We start from the raw sequence: 20,285 nt of genomic DNA, 5'->3' as shown, positions 1-20,285 counted from the left end.
GGGCGGTGGCGGTGGAGTTCGCTTTGGTCCTGCCTCTCCTGCTGGCCATTCTCCTGGGCATTGTCTGCTTTGGCCAATACTTCTCAATCGCTCACAGCTTGCAGCAGCTTGCCGCTGAGTCCGCGCGGCACTCTGTTCTCGAACTATCTGAAGCCAATCGCATGGCGAAGGCGGAAGAGTTCATTTTAGGTGCCAGTTCTCGGTTTCCTATATTACAAAGCGGCAAGGTCAGCCATGCGATATCACCCGCCACGACAGCCGGGCCGGGCATCGTCGTCACCATCAGCTACAATCTGAGCGGGTCGGCCATTGACTTGGTAGATGGCTTCCTCGGCTTGGATATTCCTGAGGTCTCGAGGAGCAGCTACCTTGCGTATTAAGGTGCTCTCCAAGAGGTTCAAAGAGGATGAGAGGGGGGCAATGCTGATCATTGCGGCCCTAATGCTAACGATGCTCATGGGGTTCATGGCGCTCGGCATCGACGTTGGTGTCCTCTATTTTCAACAAAAAACCTTGCAGACTCGAGCCGATCTGGCTGCCGTGAGTGCAGCCTCCAACCTCAAAGCAGACCCCAGAACGCGTGCGATAGAAACAATAGAGGGCAACGATCTGGAGGAAGGCTCTCTCACAGCCATCGAATATGGCCGTTTCATCCGTGACCCAGAGCTGCCGCCAGAGGATCGTCTCGCGGCGCGGGATCTTTCTGATACGGATGTCAACGCCGCACGCGTCACCCTGACTACACAAGCGCCTTTATATTTTGCACAGGTCTTTCTTGATGAGAATACGACGCGCCTCCAGGCTAAGGCGACCGCTGCGCGCTATGATACGGCCTCGTTCAGTTTGGGGTCGCGGCTGGTCAGGATAGAAGCAGGGCTTTTAAACGCGGTGCTGTCTGAAGCTGTGGGCACAACGGTAAAGCTCGATGTTCTTGATTATGAGGCCTTGGCAGATGCCGATATCAACTTGCTGGACTTTTCAGACGCATTGGCGACACGCCTTGGTATAACGGCGGGTAACTATGAGGACCTGCTTATAGCGGATGCGAATATTGCAGATGTTGCCGGGGCGCTGCTTGATGCAAATCCCGCGGGGGACCTCACCGGAGCGCTGACAGCCCTTATCAATAGCGGCACCAAGGAGCTTCTTAATGTTTCGGACCTCATATTGATTCAAGGCGAAGATATAACAGCACTGGCGCCGGACTTACTGCCTGAAATCACAGTTTCGGCGCGCGATCTTCTGAACGCTTCGGCAGATATCATCAATGCTGATAGACATGTTGCGACGCGCCTTGATCTCGGCATCCCAGGTTTAACATCGATTGATCTCGATTTGCTGGTCGGTGAGCGTGCTGTGGATTCTGGGTGGATCACCGTTGGGGAGCGCGGGACCACGCTTCACACGGCTCAGGTACGCCTCAAGCTTGATCTGGCATTTGGCCCATCGGTTCTGAATGGTGTGAATGGCGGCCTCGACATTACTTCGATCAACTTGCCGATCTATATTGAAGCTGGCAGCGCCACCGTCACGCTTTCCTCACTTGATTGCAGTGCGACAACACCCGGGGATGTCATTGCCACCTTTGATACTGGTACTGATCCTTTAACCGGCGGGACGGGGACCCATGCTGCTGAGATTTTCTTAGGCGAGCTAAATGAGCCGTTGGAGTTCGGTAACACCACAAAACCACTGAACCAGGCTGACTGGAAAGCGGCAGATTTCTTGGGGACTTATATTCGTCCTTTGGGCCTTCCCTTGTTGGATGCCGTGATCACAATCAAGGCGCATGCCCCATTGGCTGTTTCTGAGCAGGCGCAGGTAAGCTTCACACTGGGGGACCTTACCAATGGGGGCACGTCTCTCGAAAGGACTTTTGGGTCCGGCCGTGTACTTGAAAGCGTCGCGGCGGCACTCGTATCTAACGCTGATTTGGATATTGAGCTTAGAGCGGCTGGCATCAGTCTTGGTTTGGTAAACAGCTTGCTAAACAGTGTTCTTTCGACGGTTGAGGGTATACTCGGAGATATCCTCGCCAGCCTGCTCCCCCCTATTGATGCGATCTTGGATGCTCTGCTCGAGATCCTTGGTATTGGTATAGGGGAGGCCGATCTCACCCTACACGGCGTAGCGTGCGACCGACTTCTACTTGTCCGATGAGTATGCCAGTTTCCAAGTATGACCTTTCAGCTGGAGATAAAGTTGCCTTTTTGTAAATCATTGCTCCGCCCTCTCGGCGCCCTGTTTCTGCTGGTTCTTGTTTCGGCCTGCGCCGTACCTTCAGAGCAAAGCCGGCCCAACCCTGCCGCAGAGCCTGCTTCTTCAAGCCTGCGGCTTGCGCAGGCAACGGCCAAGTCTGGGGACCACCAGACCGCGGCACGCTTGTTTGAGGATATTGTGGAGGAGGATCCGGAATCTGTGGCGGCTTTGCTGGGACTGGGTGACAGCTATTCCCGGCTCGGGCAGCAAAGTCGTGCAGCGGCGGTGCTCGGCCGCGCCCATGAGCTTGATGCGCGCAATGTTGAGGTTTTGGCGGTCTTGGCACGTGTTCACCTATCCCTGCAGCAGCCAGAGCGCGCCTTAACCTATTACGACAAGGCTCTGGCTATTGATCGCAACAACCTCTCTGCGATCACAGGTAAAGGTGTCGCGCTTGATACGCTGTCACGGCATGCTGAAGCTCAGAAAGTTTACCAAAACGGCCTGGCTCACTATCCCGCCAATTTTGTGCTCCGTAATAATTACGCCCTTTCGCTTGCCCTTAGTGGTCAGCAGGCGAAGAGTATCTCGATCTTGCAGGAGTTGGTACAGGATCCGGCCGCTGCACCTAATGTGCGCGACAACCTTGCGATGGTATATGGGCTTGCTGGTCGGGAAAAAGATGCGAGAGCGACGCTTGCCTTGGACCTTGAGGCGAATGAGATTGAGGAGAACATTACGATCTACCGCGCCTTGAGGCGGATGCTTGGTGAGGGCAAGAAGATCGGCTCGCTGGTCTATGCGTAACGGTAAGAGTCTTTAAGGCCGCGCGGGGAAGCTTCGCGCGTAACTGTCGTCTCCAAGAGCGAGCGGGGCAGAACGCCGTGCGCCGGCGGAGAAGCGGCAGTGTCATCTGCTTGGTGGTGCGTTGGCATCGCCAAGCATTTCTAAAGGCTTGCTTTAGATTGATAGCTTATAATCGCCTCTTTCTGAGGAGGCCTCGCCTGAGGTGTAGAGGCGTTGGGCTGTGGCTTTTTGGCCGTGGCTGAACAGTTATGAGGAATTGTTTCCGCCAGATAGGTGCTGAATTTCTTGCCAGATAGGGCTGGAGGGCATACTATAGTAAGTCATTACTCCTTTGGTATGTTTTTGGCTGAGCAAAGGTTGTGTTGAGCTGTATACGACAAAAAGTATGTCGCCTCCTGTGAATGCTGCTAGCAAAATGGGGCTCTGGGGGTGGCAAGGCGCGTAATTGAAGTGAAGTTGCGCAAAGTTATGGAGCTGCCAGTTGGGCAAGTTTGAGAGCAGCAAGGGCGCGCAGGGGCGTGATCAAATCGCCGATCAATTCGGTCATTCCACGATTCCGCTAGGTTTGTTGCGGCCTGCAGGCGATATGAGCCCACGCAGCACTGGTGTTTCTGTTACTGCTGGTGCGATCGGCATGGGCTTGGCGGCGCAAAGCGCGTCTCAAGACGGTTTGATGGCGTTTGCTGCAACCTTGCCTGGGGCGGATATCTTAGCTTCTTTAGCGCAGGGTGAAACCCAATCTCCTACCGAGAAAACGGCGGATGTTGCTGGGGGCGAGGACCTTGGGGGAGCTTTCCAACCTGATGGAGCCCCGATTGAAACAGATGGCGTTGATCCTCTTGAAGGAGCGAGTTTTGATGCAGATGATGCTGAGATGCCTGCCGCACCGCGCGCCCAAGAGAGTCACCTCACATCCCACATCGGGGTCGATGGGAGCGCTATCGGCAGCGTGTCGATCCAAGGTACGGCGCGCACACCGACCACTCCATCTGTTGTAGCGCAACTTAATGAGGCTGTCGGCGCGGCGGAAAAAGTTGTGCCCACTATCGCGGTCGTGCCCGGTGATCATTTGCTGCCTGACGATATTGCAGGGGCTGAAGGTCCCGTCGGCTCCATCGTTGGCTCGGTAATTGGCGACGGTGATCTGGCGGGCGGTGTGCTCGGCGAGGGGGGCGCGCTTGATTCCGTTTTGGGCGAGGATGGGGTGGTAGGCGTTCTGCTCGGTGGAGATGGCCTCGTCTCGGGTCTTCTTGGCGACGGTGGCGTTGTTGGTGCCGTTTTGGGTGAAGATGGCGTGGTTGATGGCCTGCTCGGTGAAGACGGTCTTGTTGGGGGTGTTCTCGGTGACGATGGCCTTGTCGGTGGCCTTCTTGGTGAAGACGGCGTTGTTGACGACTTGCTTGGTGAAAATGGTCTAGTCCAAGGCGTTTTAGGCGAAGATGGCATTGTTGATGGCCTGCTTGGCGAAGATGGGGTCGTCGGGGGCGTGTTGGGTGACAACGGTGTTGTCGGCGGCGTGCTTGGCAAGGATGGGCTGGTCGGTGGTGTTGTTGATGGCCTTCTCGGCGGCGGTAGTGGTGATGAGAGCTTGGCCGGCGGTCTTCTTGGTGAAGACGGCGTTATTGATGGCCTTGCTGGAGAAGATGGGCTCGTCGGGAGCGTGTTGGGGGAAAACGGTGTTGTCGGCGGTGTGCTTGGCGACGATGGGCTCGTGGGTGGCCTTCTTGGCGATAATGGCTTGCTTGGCGGATTGCTGGGTGGGGGGAGCCCTGAGCCCACAGAGATCGTTTCTGCCGAGCTGGCTGATACGACCGGCATTGAGGCTTCCGACGTTTTCGGGGCAACCACTGAGACTGTAGCGCAAGTTTCCGACGATATTGTTGGAGAGGATGGCCTTGTCGGCGGTGCCTTTGGAGAGGGGGAGCTGGCCGGCGGCCTCTTAGGCGGCGATGGTGTTGTTGATGATCTAATTGGCGATGACGGGCTCGTGGGTGGTCTTGTCGGAGGGCTGCTGGGTGGTGGCGTGGTTGAGGTTGAAGAGACCGAGCCCGCTGAGTTGTCGGATATGGCAGTCCCTGAGACTTCAGACGCTCCGGAGGGCGAGACCCTGGTTTCTGGGCCAGCTCTCAATCCAGATGTGGGCGTTGGGGGCGTGGTTGATGACATCCCTGTGGTCGGTGGTGTTCTTAGTGGATTGTTGGGCGGACAGGCTGCTTCACCGCGAGCCGTGGAGCCCGTTGTCGAGCGCCTAGGGATTGAGCCTTCTGACGACGCATTGCTCGTTGAGAAACCCGCCGAAGAAGGCGATTCAAGTGATGACGGTTTCCTTGACACATTGGTGGCTGGAGCCGCTGAAGATTCCTTGGGTTCCGTCGAAACGCTTCTGGATTCTGGGGCAACGCTGCTCGACGGTTTGCTTGGAGAGAATGATGTTTTTGGCCTCAACGTCGTTGAGACCGATGAGGGTGATGATCTATTCGCCGGCCTGACAGGTGAAAAGGGACTCACTGGTAGCTTGGTTGAACAAGACGTGCTTGGTCTGTCCGATCCGGTTGGGGGGGACGCGCCTGATAGTGAGGTCGATAATCTGTTGAACGACATTCTCGCGGGCGGAGTGAGTGACATCACCGGCGAAGATGGAGCTTTCGATGCTCTGTTTGGCAGCGATACAGCGGCCGAAGAGACGGGCGAACTGCTCGGAGCTGAAGATGCCGCAGTTGCCGAAGCAGGCGCAGTCGAGGGCGCGCTCGACATTCTCTTTGACCAAGGTGGTGATCAGGGGCATTCTCTCTTGGGCGGATTGCTCCAAGATACTTTCGACAGCGACAACGCCTGATAGGCGCTGCGCGCACATCTAGAGTAGCTGGCGATACGGGGCTCTCTCGATCGCCTTTATAATGTCGATTACACCTAATCTATTCTTAAGGTGGTATTTTATTCTTTTGTCACAAAATTGGCCCAATTGGGCTGCATCCTTTTGGGTGGGGGTATTTATCCTTGTAACGAAAGGCTGAAAAAGCTCTTAATAAACTACTTTAGACTGGTTGCCGATTTTCACGACAACACACGACGGTTGTGAGTGCGTATTATTGACAGAAAGGACTTATTTTGTCCGTTGGCGTAACGCTTAAGCAAAGAGGAACCTCGGAAAGCGAGGGCGTACAGGCTGTGTCGAATATGTCGTTGGGCACGCCGGCAGATATTTCCCTTGCAAGGGGCACGCCGGCCATTGTTGCCTCAGACAAGCTTGGGTCTGATTTAGCCTTGAGCTTTGCAGATGGCAAAACGCTGCTGGTACGGGACTTTTTTGTGATTGGTGAGGAGGGCGACTTTAGCCGCCTGTTGCTCCCCAATGGGGAGGCTTTTGTAACCGGACTGATGGGCCCCGAGCCGTCCTATATCACGGATAGGAATGCCCAAGGATCAGTAGAGGCTGGTTCTGAGGCGGAGAGGGAAGTCCTGGCTGGCCTTTCCGAGGTTCAAGAGGGGGCTGGCGAGAGCATGGATTGGTCTAGCCCCTTGCTGTTTGCAGGCACCGGTCTTTCGCTGGGAGCGGGAGTTAATTTCCTATCGGGAAGCGACGAAGAGGAGGCACCTGTGCTTGCGCAAAGCGAGGCGCAAGCCTTTGCACTCGCCGTCGAGGAAGTGATCGGTACGGCATCCGATGCGTTGGAACCGAAAGACTACGATCCAGAGGTGCCGACCACCGACGTGGAGACCGGCGAAACGCCCGAGGACGCCGCTATGGAAGATAGCGATCCGGCGGACGATGCCCCGAATGGTGCATTTATTGGAGGGGCAAATCTGTCGGTCGCAGAGATGCCGGTGGAGGCGGAATTCCAGCACGATTTACCACCTGAATTGATGACGGAGTTTGTTGGATGAGGACTGCGAGGCGCAATCAGAGTGTTTTCACAGGCGCTGTGAGTTGGGTTCATTTTGCAGCTGCAACAGCGTTGATTTTGACTTTAGCCGCGCCTGTTGCGGCGCAGGTTTCGTTGCGTACAGCGGTATTACAAGCCACGGAACGAGACGGTGAGGTCGCCGCACTTCGTCAAAAGGTTGCTAGCCGATCTATAGACATTCAAGCGGCACGTGATGCCTATTACCCAAGCATTAGCGTATCTGGCGATACATCCACCACAGATTCCGATGGGCCAGGCATTACCGTGACGGTTTCGCAGGTTCTATTCGACTGGGGGTTGATCCGCAGTAAGATCAACGCCGCCTCCCATGTCCGCGTTCAGGCGGTTTCGGATCTAAAAATGGCGGTGGAAGGTCTTACCCTTCAGGTGGCTCAATATTTTATCGATGTTGAGGTGATTGACCGCAAAATTGAGCGTACCCGTGATTATACCGCCTTTGCTCAGCGGATTGCCGATCAGGCACAGGCCCGTGCGCGGGCAGGGATCGGCGACAATGGAGAAGTTGCGCGCGCCCAACTTGAGATTGCACGTGCGGAAGACCAACTGTCACAGCTTGTTGCGAACCGCCGCATCGCGTTATCGCAGATTGATTTTCTGGTGGGCCGCCAAGTTGGCTCGATCGTGGCGCCGCCTGATCTTGGCTATGGTCGGCGCTATGCTGAAGCTGCAAAAATCCGATCTGCAGTGCGTATTGCGCCTGACTATGTCGCCGCGCGGGCAGGGGCGGATGAAGCTGCAGCCGGGGTGGAGACGGCTAGGGCATCCCGCTTGCCCACGATTAAACTACAGGCCCAGGGTCGTGCCGCCCTTAACGGAGGCAAAAGCAGCGCGGCCGTCGGTCTTTCCACGGGTGTGGATCTCAGTTCCAGCGGACTTGGGCGTCGTAAGATTCAGTCAGCGGAGCTGAACCTGCAGGCGGCGAAATCCACATTGGTTTTCACTGAGCGGCAACTGACGAATACAGCGACGAGCGCCTTACAACAGATCAGCATACTGCGCAGAACGGAGAAGGCACGTGCTCAGCAGCTGCTTGAATCCCAGCGGGTGCTCGACACCTACGAACAGCAGTTCATTGGGGGACAGCGCGAGCTTTTGGACCTGCTGACCACAGGTCGTGATCTTTACGATTCAGAGATTGAAAAAATTGACACCTACGAGGAGCGCAAGCGCACGGAATACCAAGCCGCGCACGATCTGGGTGTTCTAGGCACACTGATCATCAACACCGCATCATAATAACCGAAGGCGGTGGTTGGAGCACTATGATTTATAAAGGAGCAGAGATGAAAGACCATGACTTCGCAGGCTCTTTGATCGCTGGTCTTGTTGAACTTTGCCGGGTGCAAGGCGTGACGACCTCGGCTGAGCAGCTCACTGATGGTCTGCCCAAGGCAAGTGACGCCGTACAAGCTGAGCATATGGCGTCTCTCGCTTTGCGCCGGGTCAACATGAGTTGCCGGGTTAGCCGAGAATCTCTGGACACACTGCCTGCCCATTGCTTGCCTGCGCTGGTCTTTCTGAAGGACGGCCGAACCCTTGTCCTGGAGGGGCTTCCAGAGTCGCAGGCGCGGGTCATTTTGCCGGAATCCGGTGGCGGTCGTGCGCTATGGCCGCGCAGTAAGCTGGACAAAATGCATGATGGGCGCGTCTTGATATCGAAGCCGATCGATATTGTGAGCAGCCGGTTGGAGGATACCAAAAATGGTCGACATTGGATTTTCGGACCGGTTCTGAGCAACTGGAGCATCTACCGCGATGTCATTTGGGCATCTTTTGCGGCCAACTTGCTTGCTGTTGCGACAGCCCTTTTTTCAATGCAGGTCTATGATCGGGTGGTGCCAAGTAACGCATTCGACACCTTGTGGATTCTTGCCAGCGGTGTGGGTATTGCGATCGTTCTAGAACTGGTGTTGCGCATTATGCGCTCAACGCTCGTTGATGTTTCTGGGCGAGATCTTGACCTGCGGCTCTCGGCGCAGCTCTTTGATAAGGTCGCCAACATGCGGTTGAAGCATCAGCCCCCCTCTACCGGGGTTTTTGCGAACCAAGTTCGAGACTTTGCCACCGTGCGGGAGTTTTTTACTTCAAGTACCGTGACAGCCATCTGCGATCTGCCCTTCGTGCTGATCTTTGTAGGGGTAATCTGGTTTATAGGGGGACCAGTTGCGCTGGTGGTGCTGGCGGGCGTGATTCTGACGGTTTTGCCCGGACTTGTGATGCAGAAGAAGCTTGGGAGAGCCTCAAGAGAGAACACGCGTGAGGCTGCTGCGCTGAATGGGCTTTTGCTGGAAACGATTTCAAATTTGGAGACCGTAAAAGCGTCGCGCGCTGAGGGCCGTTTGCAACGTGCGCATGCCCAGTTAACGGCAACGATGGCCAATACGGCGATTAAAACCCGCAGCATTACCAATTTCATGACCCAACTGGTCAGCTCAGTTCAAAAGCTGGCCTATGCAGGCGTGATTATCACAGGCGTTTATTTGATCAGCGCGGGTGAGCTGACCGTTGGTAGTTTGATCGCCTGCACATTGCTCTCGGGTCGTACAATGGCCCCGATGGGGCAGGTGGCTGGTCTCTTGGCGCGGTGGCAGCATGTGCGTGCGGCGATGGAGGGGCTGGATCAGATTATGGATTTGCCCGTGGAGCGTCCCGATGATCGCCATTTCGTCCGCGCGCCTGCGCTTTCAGGCGCTTTTGTCTTGGACGATGTGGTGTTCCGTCACGATCCTCAAGCGCCGCCGATCCTTTCTATCCCCGACCTTTCGATTAAAGCGGGTGAACGTATTGCGCTGCTTGGGGGCAACGGGGCTGGGAAGTCGACACTTTTGCGCATGATGGCGGGGCTGACGGATCCGCAGTCGGGTAGTGTGTTGGTAGACAGTCTGTCTTTAAGCCAGATTGATCCCATCGACCGGCGCCGTCAGATTGGTTATTTGCCGCAGAGCGTGGCACTTTTCCAAGGTACTTTGCGCGACAATCTTCTATTGGATCACGGGTTGCATTCTGATGAGGAGTTGCTTGAGGCACTGGATGCGGTGGGTTTGGGGACGTTCGTGCGACGTCATGTCCGCGGTCTCGACCTTCAACTGCAGGGCAACGCGAATGTCTCTGGGGGGCAACGTCAGTCCATTGGCCTTGCCCGGGTGCTGTTGCAGGATCCTCGGATTGTCTTGCTGGATGAGCCGACATCGGCTTTCGATCACCTCACGGAAAGCAAGGTTATCGCCCATATGAAGGAATGGCTGCAGGGCCGGACGACGATTATTTCGACGCATAAGCGGGAATTGCTAGGGCTTGCTGAACGCGCGATCGTGCTCAAGGAAGGCCGTGTGGCGCGCGACGGCGATTTGCTGAGCATTCTCAACACCGCGCGCGCCAACGCAGTTCAGAATAAGCCGGTACAGGCTGTGAAATGACCACCGTTGATGACATGTCAGTCAGCCACCTAGATGGCAGCTACCGACGCCAGACACTGAAGATTGCGCGTTGGACAATACGGACGGTCGTCATCACTTTGATCGTTGCCATCGGCTGGGCGTCTGTCGCTCAGATCAATGAGATCACCCGAGGCGACGGCCGGGTTATTCCTCTGCGCCGAATGCAGACGATCCAAAGCCTTGAGGGGGGTATTCTTGCGGAATTAGCGGTGCAAGAAGGCGATATTGTAAAAGAAGGTCAGATTTTGGCCCGCCTTGACCCCACCCGGTCTGAATCCGCCTTTCTCTCAGCGGAATCTGAAATCACAGCTTTGGTTGCAGAGGTGGCGCGTTTGGAAGCAGAAGTCCTTGAGCGCCCCGTATTGGATTTTGGGGATGCGCCCAACAGTTCGGAGTTGACTGAACTGAAACTGTTCAAAGCAAGACGCACCAAGCTGGAAGCTTCGCTTGAGGCTCTTGAAGCGGAGCGTACCGCTATTCAGGAGCAAATCGATATCACGCGGCCTCTAACCGCCAATGGGTCGGTCAGTCGTATCAATCTGCTGCAACTGGAGCAGAAGAAGGCCGAGCTTGATGGAAAGATCAGTGAAACCCGCAATGTCTATGTTCAAGACGCCTACAAGGACTTGGCTCAACGTAGGGCCAAATTGGTAATGATGCAGCAGGAATTGGTTCAAAAGCAGGACGAGTTCCGGCGGACGGAGATCCGATCTCCGGTGTCGGGAAGGGTTAACAACATCGAGATCACCACACTTGGGGGCGTTGTTCAGCCAGGTGAGCCAATCATGCAGATTACGCCGACAGATGATCAGTTGATCATTGAGACAAAGGTCAAGCCGCGAGACGTTGCACTGATAGCGCCAGGCATGCCTGCGAGCGTTAAGATTACGGCGTATGACTTTGCCACCTATGGAGATTTGCGCGGTGTGGTCACCCAGATCTCCGAAGATACGGTCGAAGAGGATACGCCCCAAGGTCCAGCAGACTTTTACCGCGTCATGGTACGCACTGAACGAAGCTATTTGGAACGCTTTGGGGAACAGTACGCAATCCGCCCAGGGATGATTGCCCAAGTTGATATTGAGAGTGGGGACCGATCCATTTTAAGCTACCTGACACGCCCCATTCTTAAGGCGCGCCTCCATTAAACCCATATGGTAGGGTCACTGCTGGCCCTGTCTGTATTGTATACAAAAGATGACATAGAAAGTGCTGCCCTTGCCTTGTCTGCTGCCCTCCTTAAGTGCGTTTCGCGCCCTCTTCTTTGCTGTGCCGCGAGCAGTATCGCTGGCGGGGGCAATGGCAGTGGGGCTGCCTTGGGCCGCGGCGGCTGCAGAGCAGAATGTGCGCAGTGTGGAGGTGCGCGGGGCGCAGTTCGTTCCTGAAGGCGACATCCAAAAAACCTGCGGGGCTGAGGCGGGGATCGCTTATTCCCGATGGGAACTGATGGCGATTGAAGAGTGTTTGATGTCGACGGGCGTGTTTGAAACCGTAAACCTCTCGTTGGAAGGTGATCTGCTGGTTATTGAGGTCCAGGAGTTGGATACAAGACCTGGCCGCCTTGATGCGAGTCTTGCCTATGTCTCACAGGACGGGCTGACAGCCAGTTTGTCCTTTGAGCGCTATAACCTGTTTGACCGCACCTATGGGGCGATGCGCCTTGAATATGGTGAAGAAGTGCAGCGCTATAGTGCGAACCTGTATCGGACGGAAGCCTTTGAGACGTCGCTAGATTTGGGGGTTGAGGTCGTAGCGGGGCGTGAAACTTTTGATGATCGCAGCTTCAGCTATGAAACAGTACGAGCCGAGGCCTATCTTGCTTGGTTGCGGCGGGCCGATACACGGTTTGAAGCGGGCATCGGATACCGAGACCACCGACTTTACAACCTTGATCCGAGTGCCAGTGCTTTGTTGGTGCGCGAGCAGACTGACGGTATCGCGGCGCCTTATATTCGGTTTGGGGTGGCGCATAAAAGTTGGACTGAACAAGAAGAAGCGGATGGCCAATGGCAGAGCTTTGGTTACAGCGTGAAGCTGGATCAGTATTTCTGGAACGTTGGAACATCTGACCTGCTCTCAGATACACGGCTTGAGGCACGGATGCAGTTTCCGGTCGCAGATAAGACCCGTTTGCTGTTGGGGTTTGATGCGGGCGCGGTTTCTGGCTTGGACGGCAATACCTCTCGAGCCATCGATCGGTTCTACCCCGGCGCGGACAGTTTTCGTGGGTTTGCACCGCGGGGTATTGGGCCTCGCGATGGGGAGGACGCATTAGGCGGCAATAATTTTGTTCGTGCGTCTATCGAAGTGCAACGTGATTTCGGCGAGCTATTACACACACCCGTCCTTGGGGGCATATTCATAGATACTGGGGGAAGCTGGGGGCTAGATGACACGCTTGGCGGGATGATCGATGATGGGTGGCATCGCCGTAGCAGTCTTGGTGTGTCGGTTACCCTCGATATTGGAGCAACTCCTGTTTCGCTTTATGTCGCCAGCCCCTTAGAGCGCGAGCCAGGCGACGCTCGGCAGACCTTTGGTCTGGGTCTCAGCACATATTTCTAGATAAACGGACTCTCTCTCTCTCACGTGCTCCCGATGCGGGCCGCGCGATTGGACATCGCTTGTCGGAACAACGTCATATAGCGGGGGGCTGTGACAGACAGGTCGTATTGAGTGCGGGCAATACTGCGCGCTTTTTGCCCATAGCGTAAGCGTCGTGCCGGATCCTCCAAAAGTGCGAGGATTGCGTTGAGCCAAGCGTCATCGTTGTCTGGAAGAAGTTGGCCGTTGACGTCGTCTTGGATTATCTCAGCGGCATATCCACGGTCGGGTGCTAAGACGCAGCCCCCGCGTCCTAGTATTTCCATCAAGCCCCAGTTCGCGACGCCAAACTTCAGCGGGTAGAGAAAAAGGTCTACTTCTGTGATCCGCTTTGAGAATTCTTCGTAAGGCAATTTGCCAGGGAATTCGATCACCTTCGCGGCCCTGGGATAGGTGAGCATCAAGTGATCACGGAACGTTTGGACCTGACCATTGTGGCGTCTTGTGACAGCCTGTTGTTCGTAGCCGTAGGTTGCTTCTTCCGCGCCGCCGAAGGCAACGAACTGTGCGTCAACGCCTTGTGATACCAGTTTGTCGACCAGCCTCACATAGGTTTCGAAACCTTTGGCGGAGGACAAATCTCTTGCCGCGAAGCCTATTACCATCTTCTCGCGGCCACCGGTCACCGGTGCCGGCATTGATCGAAAATCAAAACCCTCCATTTGCACTTCGATATTGGCGCGTAGGGCGGGGGGGAACATGTTTTTGGCATGTTGGCTGGGGCAAATTACCAAGTCGCTAGAGACGGCCTGATGGAAGTTTAGCATCTCAGCATTCCGGTCTGTAATCCGTTGCGCCAAGTCGGGTGGATAGGCCGGGTCCCAACCATGCGCGCGGAAGCTTGGAAATTCAATATAGCTGACAATTGCGGCGTCGATTTCGTCGTACAGGAAATGCGGTGCGCCCCAGAGGGAATGTGAGACCACTACATCAATCCGCTTTTGCTTGCGCAGGTCGCGAAGGGCATTCAGTAGACCTCTTCCAATACGAGCAGAGCGTTCTACTTTCGCTGAATAATAGTATCGGTCGTTGCTTATGATTGGGCCGTCGGGGCGGAAGCCAAGAATGTGGCGGCCGCGGTGGCGGTTGCGCTTCATATGCCCTGGTGTTGTTAGAAAGTAGCTCTCAGCTAGGCCTGAATGACGCAAGTAATCGCATAATAGGCCGAATTGACCGGGGTATACTGCGCCTGCAAAGACGATAACTGGCTTGCTCACCATGGGCTCCGCACTTGGCCCTCTCTTAAACTTTAGAGAGGATGTAATGAAAGCGTAGCGCAGATAAACTTGTGGATGCAACTAAGGTTGCTGGGGGAGGGGGCTGTTGCCCGTTCAGAACATGTTTAGATCGCGAGCGACGATGACCGCTTGGGTGCGGTTGCTGGCTCCCAGCTTGGCGCAAATAGACTTTACATGCATTTTGACAGTTGCTTCAGCCAAGCCCAGTTCGGCTCCAATTTCTCGGTTAGGCTTACCTTGAGCGAGAAGGGCAAGAACGGACATCTCACGATCTGATAAAGAGGAGTCATTTGAGGCTTCGCGGACTTTGGCGCGCGGCCGGTCGATGAGTTCGACTGGCACGTATCGGCCCCCATTGGCCATGAAGCGTATTTCGTTGGTTAGGCTTTTGAGCGATTGCGTCTTTAAGATGATCCCTGCGCCGCCCAGTGCCAGCGCTTCTGACACAACATGTGCGGTGGGGTTGCTGGTTAGGATGCCTACCGGCTTTCCGCCGTTTTGCTCAAGTGCTTTTGAGAGGCCTGTAATGCCATTCATGCCTGGCATGTCGAGGTCTACCAGAACTAGATCGAAGGGTCCGTCCGCCTCGATCTTGTCGAGCGCAGTTTCAAGGTCGGGGGCAGTTTGTGCTTCGAAATCAGGAAGGTTTGATAGAAATTGCTCGAACATCTCTAAGATCATCGCATGGTCGTCTGCGATTAGGATCCGGGTCGGCTTGTTTTGCGGGGTCGTCATATTACTCATCTTTGTTTTACGAAGCCCCTGGGTGAAATCCCCTAGTCAAAGCACTATCGTTGGACGATATTGAAGCGACAAAGGTCGAACAAAAAAGGACCGTCTGTCGGCCCGGACGCTAGATTTATCACGAAACCGCAGCGAAGCAAGCGATCATCTGCTGGTGCTTGAACTAGCGGCAATCCCACTCATAGCCTTTTGAGTCGCTTCCAATGCGTCCCGCGCCCTCTCAAGTGCAATCTGCTGGGTCGTTTCAGAGGTGTCGAAAGAAAGCTCCACTTGGCGCAGGCTTTGCTCTAAGAGCCTAAGCCCAGTCAGCCCAGAAGACCCTGTTGCCGCGTGTAGCAAGCGTTTGGTTTCGGTGCTCTGCTTGCCAGGTCTGATCTGATCGAGGATCGCCTGTGCCTCGGCATGTGCGCGCCTCATGAAGCCCAATGCGGCTTCATTCCCAAGCTGCTTGGTGAGATCTTTAAGCACTTTCTTAGAAAGTGGCTCTGCTAAAGTTGCGGCCGCTTTTTTGTAGGGCTGGTCATTGCCATCCGCCGAGGGGTCGGTGTTGTCGTCCTTACTATGTGCCGCGCAGTAAACTGCATGGCAGAGCGCCGCATTGCGGATTGGCTTTTCCAAAAGTCGAACCATGCCGAGGTTCATACATGCCTCACGCAGGTTATCGTTCACATGCGCTGTCAGTCCAAGAATTAGCCCGTCCCAGTCGAGTCTGCCTTTTGATTGTTCATCACGGATGCTGCGGAGGAGTTCGACGCCATTTATATGGGGAAGTGTCATATCGGTCAGCAGAATGTGAATGGTCTGGGCCGCGTCGGGCCGTTGCAGAATACGCAAGGCTTGCAATCCGTTTTCGACCCCTTCGACCTTTGCGCCCGCTTGGCCAAGACTATGGACCAGCCAGTCTCGGCTCGAGGGGCTGTCTTCTACGACCAGTATCCCCAGGCCCTTCAGAAGTCCTTCGCTGCTCGCTGGGGCTTCTAGGTTCTCGGTTGCAGTGTCTGCACCGGCGCGGGGTAACGAAAATGTTGCGCGTATGATCGTCCCGGCCACGGGTTGGGACGGGTCTGTCAGCGGTCCGCCATCATGGGCTCGGTCAAGTAGTTCAATGCGGCCGCCAAGATGGCTGATGGCATGGGCTAAAACGCTCATCCCCGCACTGGTCCGGTCGGTCGTGGCGCCTGCGCTTTGGTCTCTGCGCCTCCCTTCCGCATTGGTTCCTAGCAGACGCGCCTTTTGGGCCTCTGGTATGCCGCCGCCTTGATCGGCGACTTCAATGGCGATGATGTTTTCGTTCTGTTTTCTAGGATTTTGCTGCCTTGGATCGCGCGCGCATGTAATATGTATGTCGATGGCGTTCCCACCGTGTTTGCCTGAATTGTCGAACATGTTTTGTAGTAAGGCGCGGACCAGATGCACGGGGCCGTGAAACCGAAGTTGGTCTTGTGGCTGCACATCCAGAGTCACGGTCGCGCCACGGCTGTGCACAATGGGTTTGATCATATCGACGATGGTTTGTGCTTCTTCGCCTAAGTCAAAATCTTCATCGGCCTGCAGGTGGGCACCGGTCAGCTCGCCCCGGATCACGCGGATCACTTTTTCTATATGGGCGAGTGCCAGCTGTGCCGACTTTTGCACATCATTAATGTTCGGGTTGGGCGCCGTCGTTGCCCCTTGCTCCTGATCAAAAAGTGCTTCGGCTGAGGCCAATACAGATTGGATTGGTGTCCTAAGGTCGTGGGCCACTCGAAGTAGGGTCGCTGCGCGTGCGCGGTTTTGTAATTGTACGGCCTCTTGATCGGTTTCCACCAAACGCAAGAGAAAGGTTTCGGCCTTGCTAAGGGGGAGATGTATCAACTCACCCTCAAGCTGCGTGCCATTGTACGTTGTAGATACTGCGACGCTGCCGCTGCGCTGCGCGCGCGTGCAAAGCGTAGGCCAACTGAAGGCTGTTTTAAGGGCTGCCGAGTCCAACCCCAATTGGTTCGCAGGGGGGTTCGAAAGAAGAATTTCCGCTTTGGCTGTTGTGAGTATCGCGATGCGGCGATCGGTGGATATCAACCGTGCGACTGCCTGCAAAACAGGTCTGACTTTTGCTGCGTTCAAAGCCGAACCTTTTTCTTCGGGCATTTGGTTCTCCGGCATGCTTCGTTTTGCGGTGGGCAGAAGGGGTGACATACCGATCTAAGTGCCTGTTGGAGATGGTGCGATCCTAAGTGCGCATCGTCAACCAGGTGGTTCCGCTTGAGGGGCTTTTGCGGGATATCGGTGTGCATGAGCAACGCGAGGTTATATAGCCGAAAGTATGTATGCAATGCCATTGACCTAAACTTTAGTATGTGGTCTCATTAATTGGAAACTGGGTGGACCAATGATCACGCCCCTGAAAGGGCGCGGGATGGAAAGAGGATGGAAAAATGGCGATGACTGAACTCCGGGCCGGAGATGCGGCCAACGTGCAGATAGATGCCACCAAAGGAGACATTTCCAGATATGTGAAGTCGGGGGATAACCTCATTGTAGAGTTACGTGATGGGGGTAAGATCGTCGTATCTGACTTCTATGAAGCTGCAGCGGGCGGTGTGCCTCACAAGCTGATGTTGGCCGATGGGACGTTCAGTGGTGTCGAGGGCACGCCGGACGAAAAAGAAGAAGTTGCCGGGCTTGGGGGCAGCATGGAGCAAATTGGTGCCGGGTTAGGGGCGCTGACGACAGCTTCTCTTGCGTTTGCTGATGACAGCGATGATGCGATCAATCCCGCTGACCCTACCGACCCAATCAATCCGACAGATGCTACAGAACCAACCGATCCGACAGACGCAACTGACCCGACAGATGCTACAGAGCCAACCGATCCGACGGATGCAACCGACCCTACTGATCCGACGGATGCAACTGATCCTACGGAGCCTACGGACACAACCGATCCTACGGACCCGACGGACCAAACTGACCCGACAGATACAACTGAGCCTACGGATACAGCAGACAGTGGTGTACTGGATCCTATTCTTGCAGATGAAGGCGTATTAGGCGAACTCACCGGTAACGATGGACTGTTGGGAGATCTGACCGGGTCTGACGGGCTGCTTGGAAATTTGGTCGGTGATGATGGGCTTCTGAGCCCTGTTACCGGAGAGGAGGGTCTGGTCGGCACCTTAACGGGCGGCGGTCTTCTTGGGGACAGTGATGGGTCTGGCAGTTTGACGGGTGGTCTTGTGTCTGAGGACGGCCTTTTGGGCGGCGTGCTTGGGGGAACCGGGCTGGCCGAGGGGTTACTGGGTGAAGAAAGTGCGGTGGATGGTGTCGTCGAAGCCGTAGAAGGTGTTTTGGATGGTGTTCTTGGAGACGAGGGTGTCGTCGGCGGCTTGCTCAGCGGAGAGGGTGGCGTTCTTGACGGTGTTCTTGGTGAAGAGGGTGTTGGTGGCGGCTTGCTTGGCGGCGAGGGCGACCTCCTCGGAGGTCTGCTCGCCGGAGGGGGTGGCATCTTTGATGGCGAAGGCCTGATTGGCAGCCTCCCCGGGGGGGGCAGCGGTCCGGCAGGTGCCGTCTCTGATACGGTTGAGGACTTGCTTTCCACCTTGGGGGGCGAAAGCGGCTTGCTTGATCCAGTAGTCGCAGATGGCGGTCTGCTTGGAGATTTAACGGGGAACGAAGGTTCGTTAGGTGATGTGAGCGGTTCCGACGGCTTGGCTGGTGATCTCATTGGGGAAATGGGGCTACTTGCCGATGTAACCGGCGAGGACGGATTGCTGGGCGACCTGACCGGTGCTGGTCTACTAGGAGCGGGTGGCGATGGCGGCGGTCTGCTGGGCAATCTCGGCACCGATCTGCTGGATGGCCTTGGCGGCGATAGCATGCTCTTTGATCTCTCGACTTCGGTAGAGGGCGTGTAAACAATCTGTTTCCGCCTTCTCGCGTTCATCGAAAGCCCCGCAGAAATGTGGGGCTTTCCCCCTTATTATAGGGGTTTCGGACGATTTTCTTCTAAAGGTGCGCATCGGAGTGCGGGAGGCAACGGCCTCCCCATACAGGGTTGACAAGCAGGCTAGCGGCCGCTTCTAATATACTTAAGTTAGTTATACATACTTTTGAGGTAGGCTTCGTTCTGAGGCTGTCTCTATGAGGAGTTTTCAATGGCAAACCGCACCATTCAAGCCGGGCCTGAAATTGGCATCAAGATTGGCGTTAACCGTTCCGATATCGCGCGTTATTCAAGACAAGGGGATGATTTGTTCATTACCCTTTCGAACGGGGATGTGATTACAGTCGTTGATTTTTACACTCCTGCGGCGGACGGGTCTTTACATAGCTTGATCCTTGCTGATGGAACTGAGAGCGGGGTCGAAGGTGATCCTCTTGTCGGTGGCGGTGGTGAGATGTCCAATGAGGGCTTGATCGCGGCAGCGGTTGGTGGCTTAGGCCTAGTTGGTGCAGCGGCCGGTAGCAGCGGTAATGGGGGTGATCCAACTGATCCCACGGACCCGACCGATCCAACCGATCCTACGGACCCGACCGATCCTACCGATCCTACCGACCCAACTGATCCAACCGATCCCACGGACCCGACCGATCCAACTGATCCTACGGACCCGACCGATCCGACTGATCCTACGGACCCGACCGATCCAACCGATCCTACGGACCCGACCGATCCAACTGATCCTACGGACCCAACCGATCCGACTGATCCCACGGACCCGACCGATCCAACTGATCCTACGGACCCAACTGATCCAACCGATCCTACGGACCCGACCGATCCAACCGATCCTACGGACCCAACTGATCCAACCGATCCTACGGACCCAACTGATCCAACCGATCCCACGGACCCGACCGATCCAACTGATCCTACGGACCCGACCGATCCAACCGATCCTACGGACCCAACTGATCCTACGGACCCAACTGATCCAACCGATCCTACGGACCCAACTGATCCAACCGATCCTACGGACCCGACCGATCCGACTGATCCTACGGACCCAACTGATCCAACCGATCCTACGGACCCAACTGATCCAACCGATCCCACGGACCCGACCGATCCAACCGATGCTGCGGAACAGGGTTTTCTTGACCCGCTGGTTTCGGATGACGGGCTTCTGGGAGGCCTAACAGGAAACTCTGGGGTGTTGGGAGGCATTACCGGCTCGGAGGGCGCGCTTGGCGACCTGGTCGGCGATGGTACACCGGTCGAGGCCCTGAGTGAGGACCTTCTAGGGCAGCCCCTACTGGGAGATGGTGTTCCTGATGACAGCATCGGCCTTACTGATGGTGTTATCTCGGATGGTGGGTTGCTAGGAGAGGTTACCGGCAACTCTGGTGTC

The 20,285-nt window shown here is 55.7% G+C and carries 14 protein-coding genes; 11 read left to right on the top strand and 3 right to left on the bottom strand.

Going from position 1 to position 20,285, the window contains the following annotated elements; all coding sequences use genetic code 11:
• Positions 1-5: 5 nt before the first annotated feature.
• The 9 genes from J3456_RS17660 (at position 6) to J3456_RS17620 (ending at position 12,934) form a co-directional block, all read left to right on the top strand.
• Positions 6-380: a TadE/TadG family type IV pilus assembly protein gene (locus tag J3456_RS17660; protein WP_349581530.1), complete on the top strand. Its 375-nt coding sequence runs from the start codon at positions 6-8 to the stop codon at positions 378-380.
• A 40-nt stretch (positions 381-420) separates the two neighbouring features.
• A complete protein-coding gene (locus tag J3456_RS17655; RefSeq protein ID WP_349581529.1) occupies positions 421-2,160 on the top strand; it encodes a pilus assembly protein TadG-related protein in 1,740 nt (579 codons plus the stop codon).
• An 18-nt stretch (positions 2,161-2,178) separates the two neighbouring features.
• Positions 2,179-3,006 (top strand): tetratricopeptide repeat protein, encoded by an 828-nt coding sequence (locus tag J3456_RS17650; RefSeq protein ID WP_349581528.1) that lies wholly within the window; start codon positions 2,179-2,181, stop codon positions 3,004-3,006.
• A 481-nt stretch (positions 3,007-3,487) separates the two neighbouring features.
• A complete protein-coding gene (locus J3456_RS17645) occupies positions 3,488-5,842 on the top strand; it encodes a hypothetical protein (RefSeq protein WP_349581526.1) in 2,355 nt (784 codons plus the stop codon).
• A gap of 272 nt (positions 5,843-6,114) precedes the next feature.
• Entirely contained in the window at positions 6,115-6,891 is a 777-nt protein-coding gene (locus tag J3456_RS17640; RefSeq protein ID WP_349581525.1) for a hypothetical protein, read from the top strand.
• Between the two features lie 38 nt (positions 6,892-6,929).
• Entirely contained in the window at positions 6,930-8,168 is a 1,239-nt protein-coding gene (locus tag J3456_RS17635) for a TolC family protein (RefSeq protein WP_349581524.1), read from the top strand.
• Positions 8,169-8,215: 47 nt separating this feature from the next.
• Positions 8,216-10,348 (top strand): type I secretion system permease/ATPase, encoded by a 2,133-nt coding sequence (locus J3456_RS17630; RefSeq protein ID WP_349581522.1) that lies wholly within the window; start codon positions 8,216-8,218, stop codon positions 10,346-10,348.
• Positions 10,345-11,517, top strand: coding sequence for a beta-barrel domain-containing protein (locus J3456_RS17625; protein ID WP_349581521.1), 1,173 nt, complete (start codon positions 10,345-10,347; stop codon positions 11,515-11,517). Before J3456_RS17630 ends, J3456_RS17625 begins: the two co-directional genes overlap by 4 nt.
• Positions 11,518-11,578: 61 nt before the next feature.
• Positions 11,579-12,934, top strand: coding sequence for a BamA/TamA family outer membrane protein (locus tag J3456_RS17620; protein WP_349581520.1), 1,356 nt, complete (start codon positions 11,579-11,581; stop codon positions 12,932-12,934).
• Positions 12,935-12,954: 20 nt separating this feature from the next.
• Here the strand turns inward: J3456_RS17620 and J3456_RS17615 are convergent, their stop codons facing one another.
• The 3 genes from J3456_RS17615 to J3456_RS17605 form a co-directional block, all read right to left on the bottom strand.
• Positions 12,955-14,190, bottom strand: a complete 1,236-nt coding sequence (locus J3456_RS17615; protein ID WP_349581518.1) for a glycosyltransferase — start codon at positions 14,188-14,190, stop codon at positions 12,955-12,957.
• A gap of 114 nt (positions 14,191-14,304) precedes the next feature.
• A complete protein-coding gene (locus tag J3456_RS17610; RefSeq protein ID WP_349581516.1) occupies positions 14,305-14,946 on the bottom strand; it encodes a response regulator transcription factor in 642 nt (213 codons plus the stop codon).
• Between the two features lie 153 nt (positions 14,947-15,099).
• Positions 15,100-17,082 carry a hybrid sensor histidine kinase/response regulator gene (locus tag J3456_RS17605; protein WP_349581515.1) on the bottom strand — a complete coding sequence of 661 codons (1,983 nt, stop codon included), beginning with the start codon at positions 17,080-17,082 and terminating at the stop codon, positions 15,100-15,102.
• A gap of 287 nt (positions 17,083-17,369) precedes the next feature.
• Between J3456_RS17605 and J3456_RS17600 the strand changes: the two genes are divergently transcribed.
• A complete protein-coding gene (locus J3456_RS17600) occupies positions 17,370-18,848 on the top strand; it encodes a BapA prefix-like domain-containing protein (protein ID WP_349581514.1) in 1,479 nt (492 codons plus the stop codon).
• A gap of 240 nt (positions 18,849-19,088) precedes the next feature.
• The coding region (locus tag J3456_RS17595; RefSeq protein WP_349581513.1) for a BapA/Bap/LapF family prefix-like domain-containing protein at positions 19,089-20,285 on the top strand (1,197 nt) is incomplete at its 3' end.

This window comes from Sulfitobacter sp. NFXS29 (assembly GCF_040148765.1).
Lineage (GTDB): Bacteria > Pseudomonadota > Alphaproteobacteria > Rhodobacterales > Rhodobacteraceae > Sulfitobacter.
Note: the sequence above shows the minus strand (reverse complement) of the source record. Positions and strands in the feature narration are given on the sequence as shown.

What these genes read in the sequence shown, in the direction of transcription:
- J3456_RS17655 (WP_349581529.1), top strand. Translation starts at nt 421, where the DNA reads ATGCTGATCATTGCGGCCCTAATGCTAACGATGCTCATGGGGTTCATG.
- J3456_RS17610 (WP_349581516.1), bottom strand. Translation starts at nt 14,946, where the DNA reads ATGACGACCCCGCAAAACAAGCCGACCCGGATCCTAATCGCAGACGAC.
- J3456_RS17625 (WP_349581521.1), top strand. Translation starts at nt 10,345, where the DNA reads ATGACCACCGTTGATGACATGTCAGTCAGCCACCTAGATGGCAGCTAC.
- J3456_RS17605 (WP_349581515.1), bottom strand. Translation starts at nt 17,082, where the DNA reads ATGCCCGAAGAAAAAGGTTCGGCTTTGAACGCAGCAAAAGTCAGACCT.
- J3456_RS17630 (WP_349581522.1), top strand. Translation starts at nt 8,216, where the DNA reads ATGAAAGACCATGACTTCGCAGGCTCTTTGATCGCTGGTCTTGTTGAA.
- J3456_RS17650 (WP_349581528.1), top strand. Translation starts at nt 2,179, where the DNA reads ATGACCTTTCAGCTGGAGATAAAGTTGCCTTTTTGTAAATCATTGCTC.
- J3456_RS17600 (WP_349581514.1), top strand. Translation starts at nt 17,370, where the DNA reads ATGGCGATGACTGAACTCCGGGCCGGAGATGCGGCCAACGTGCAGATA.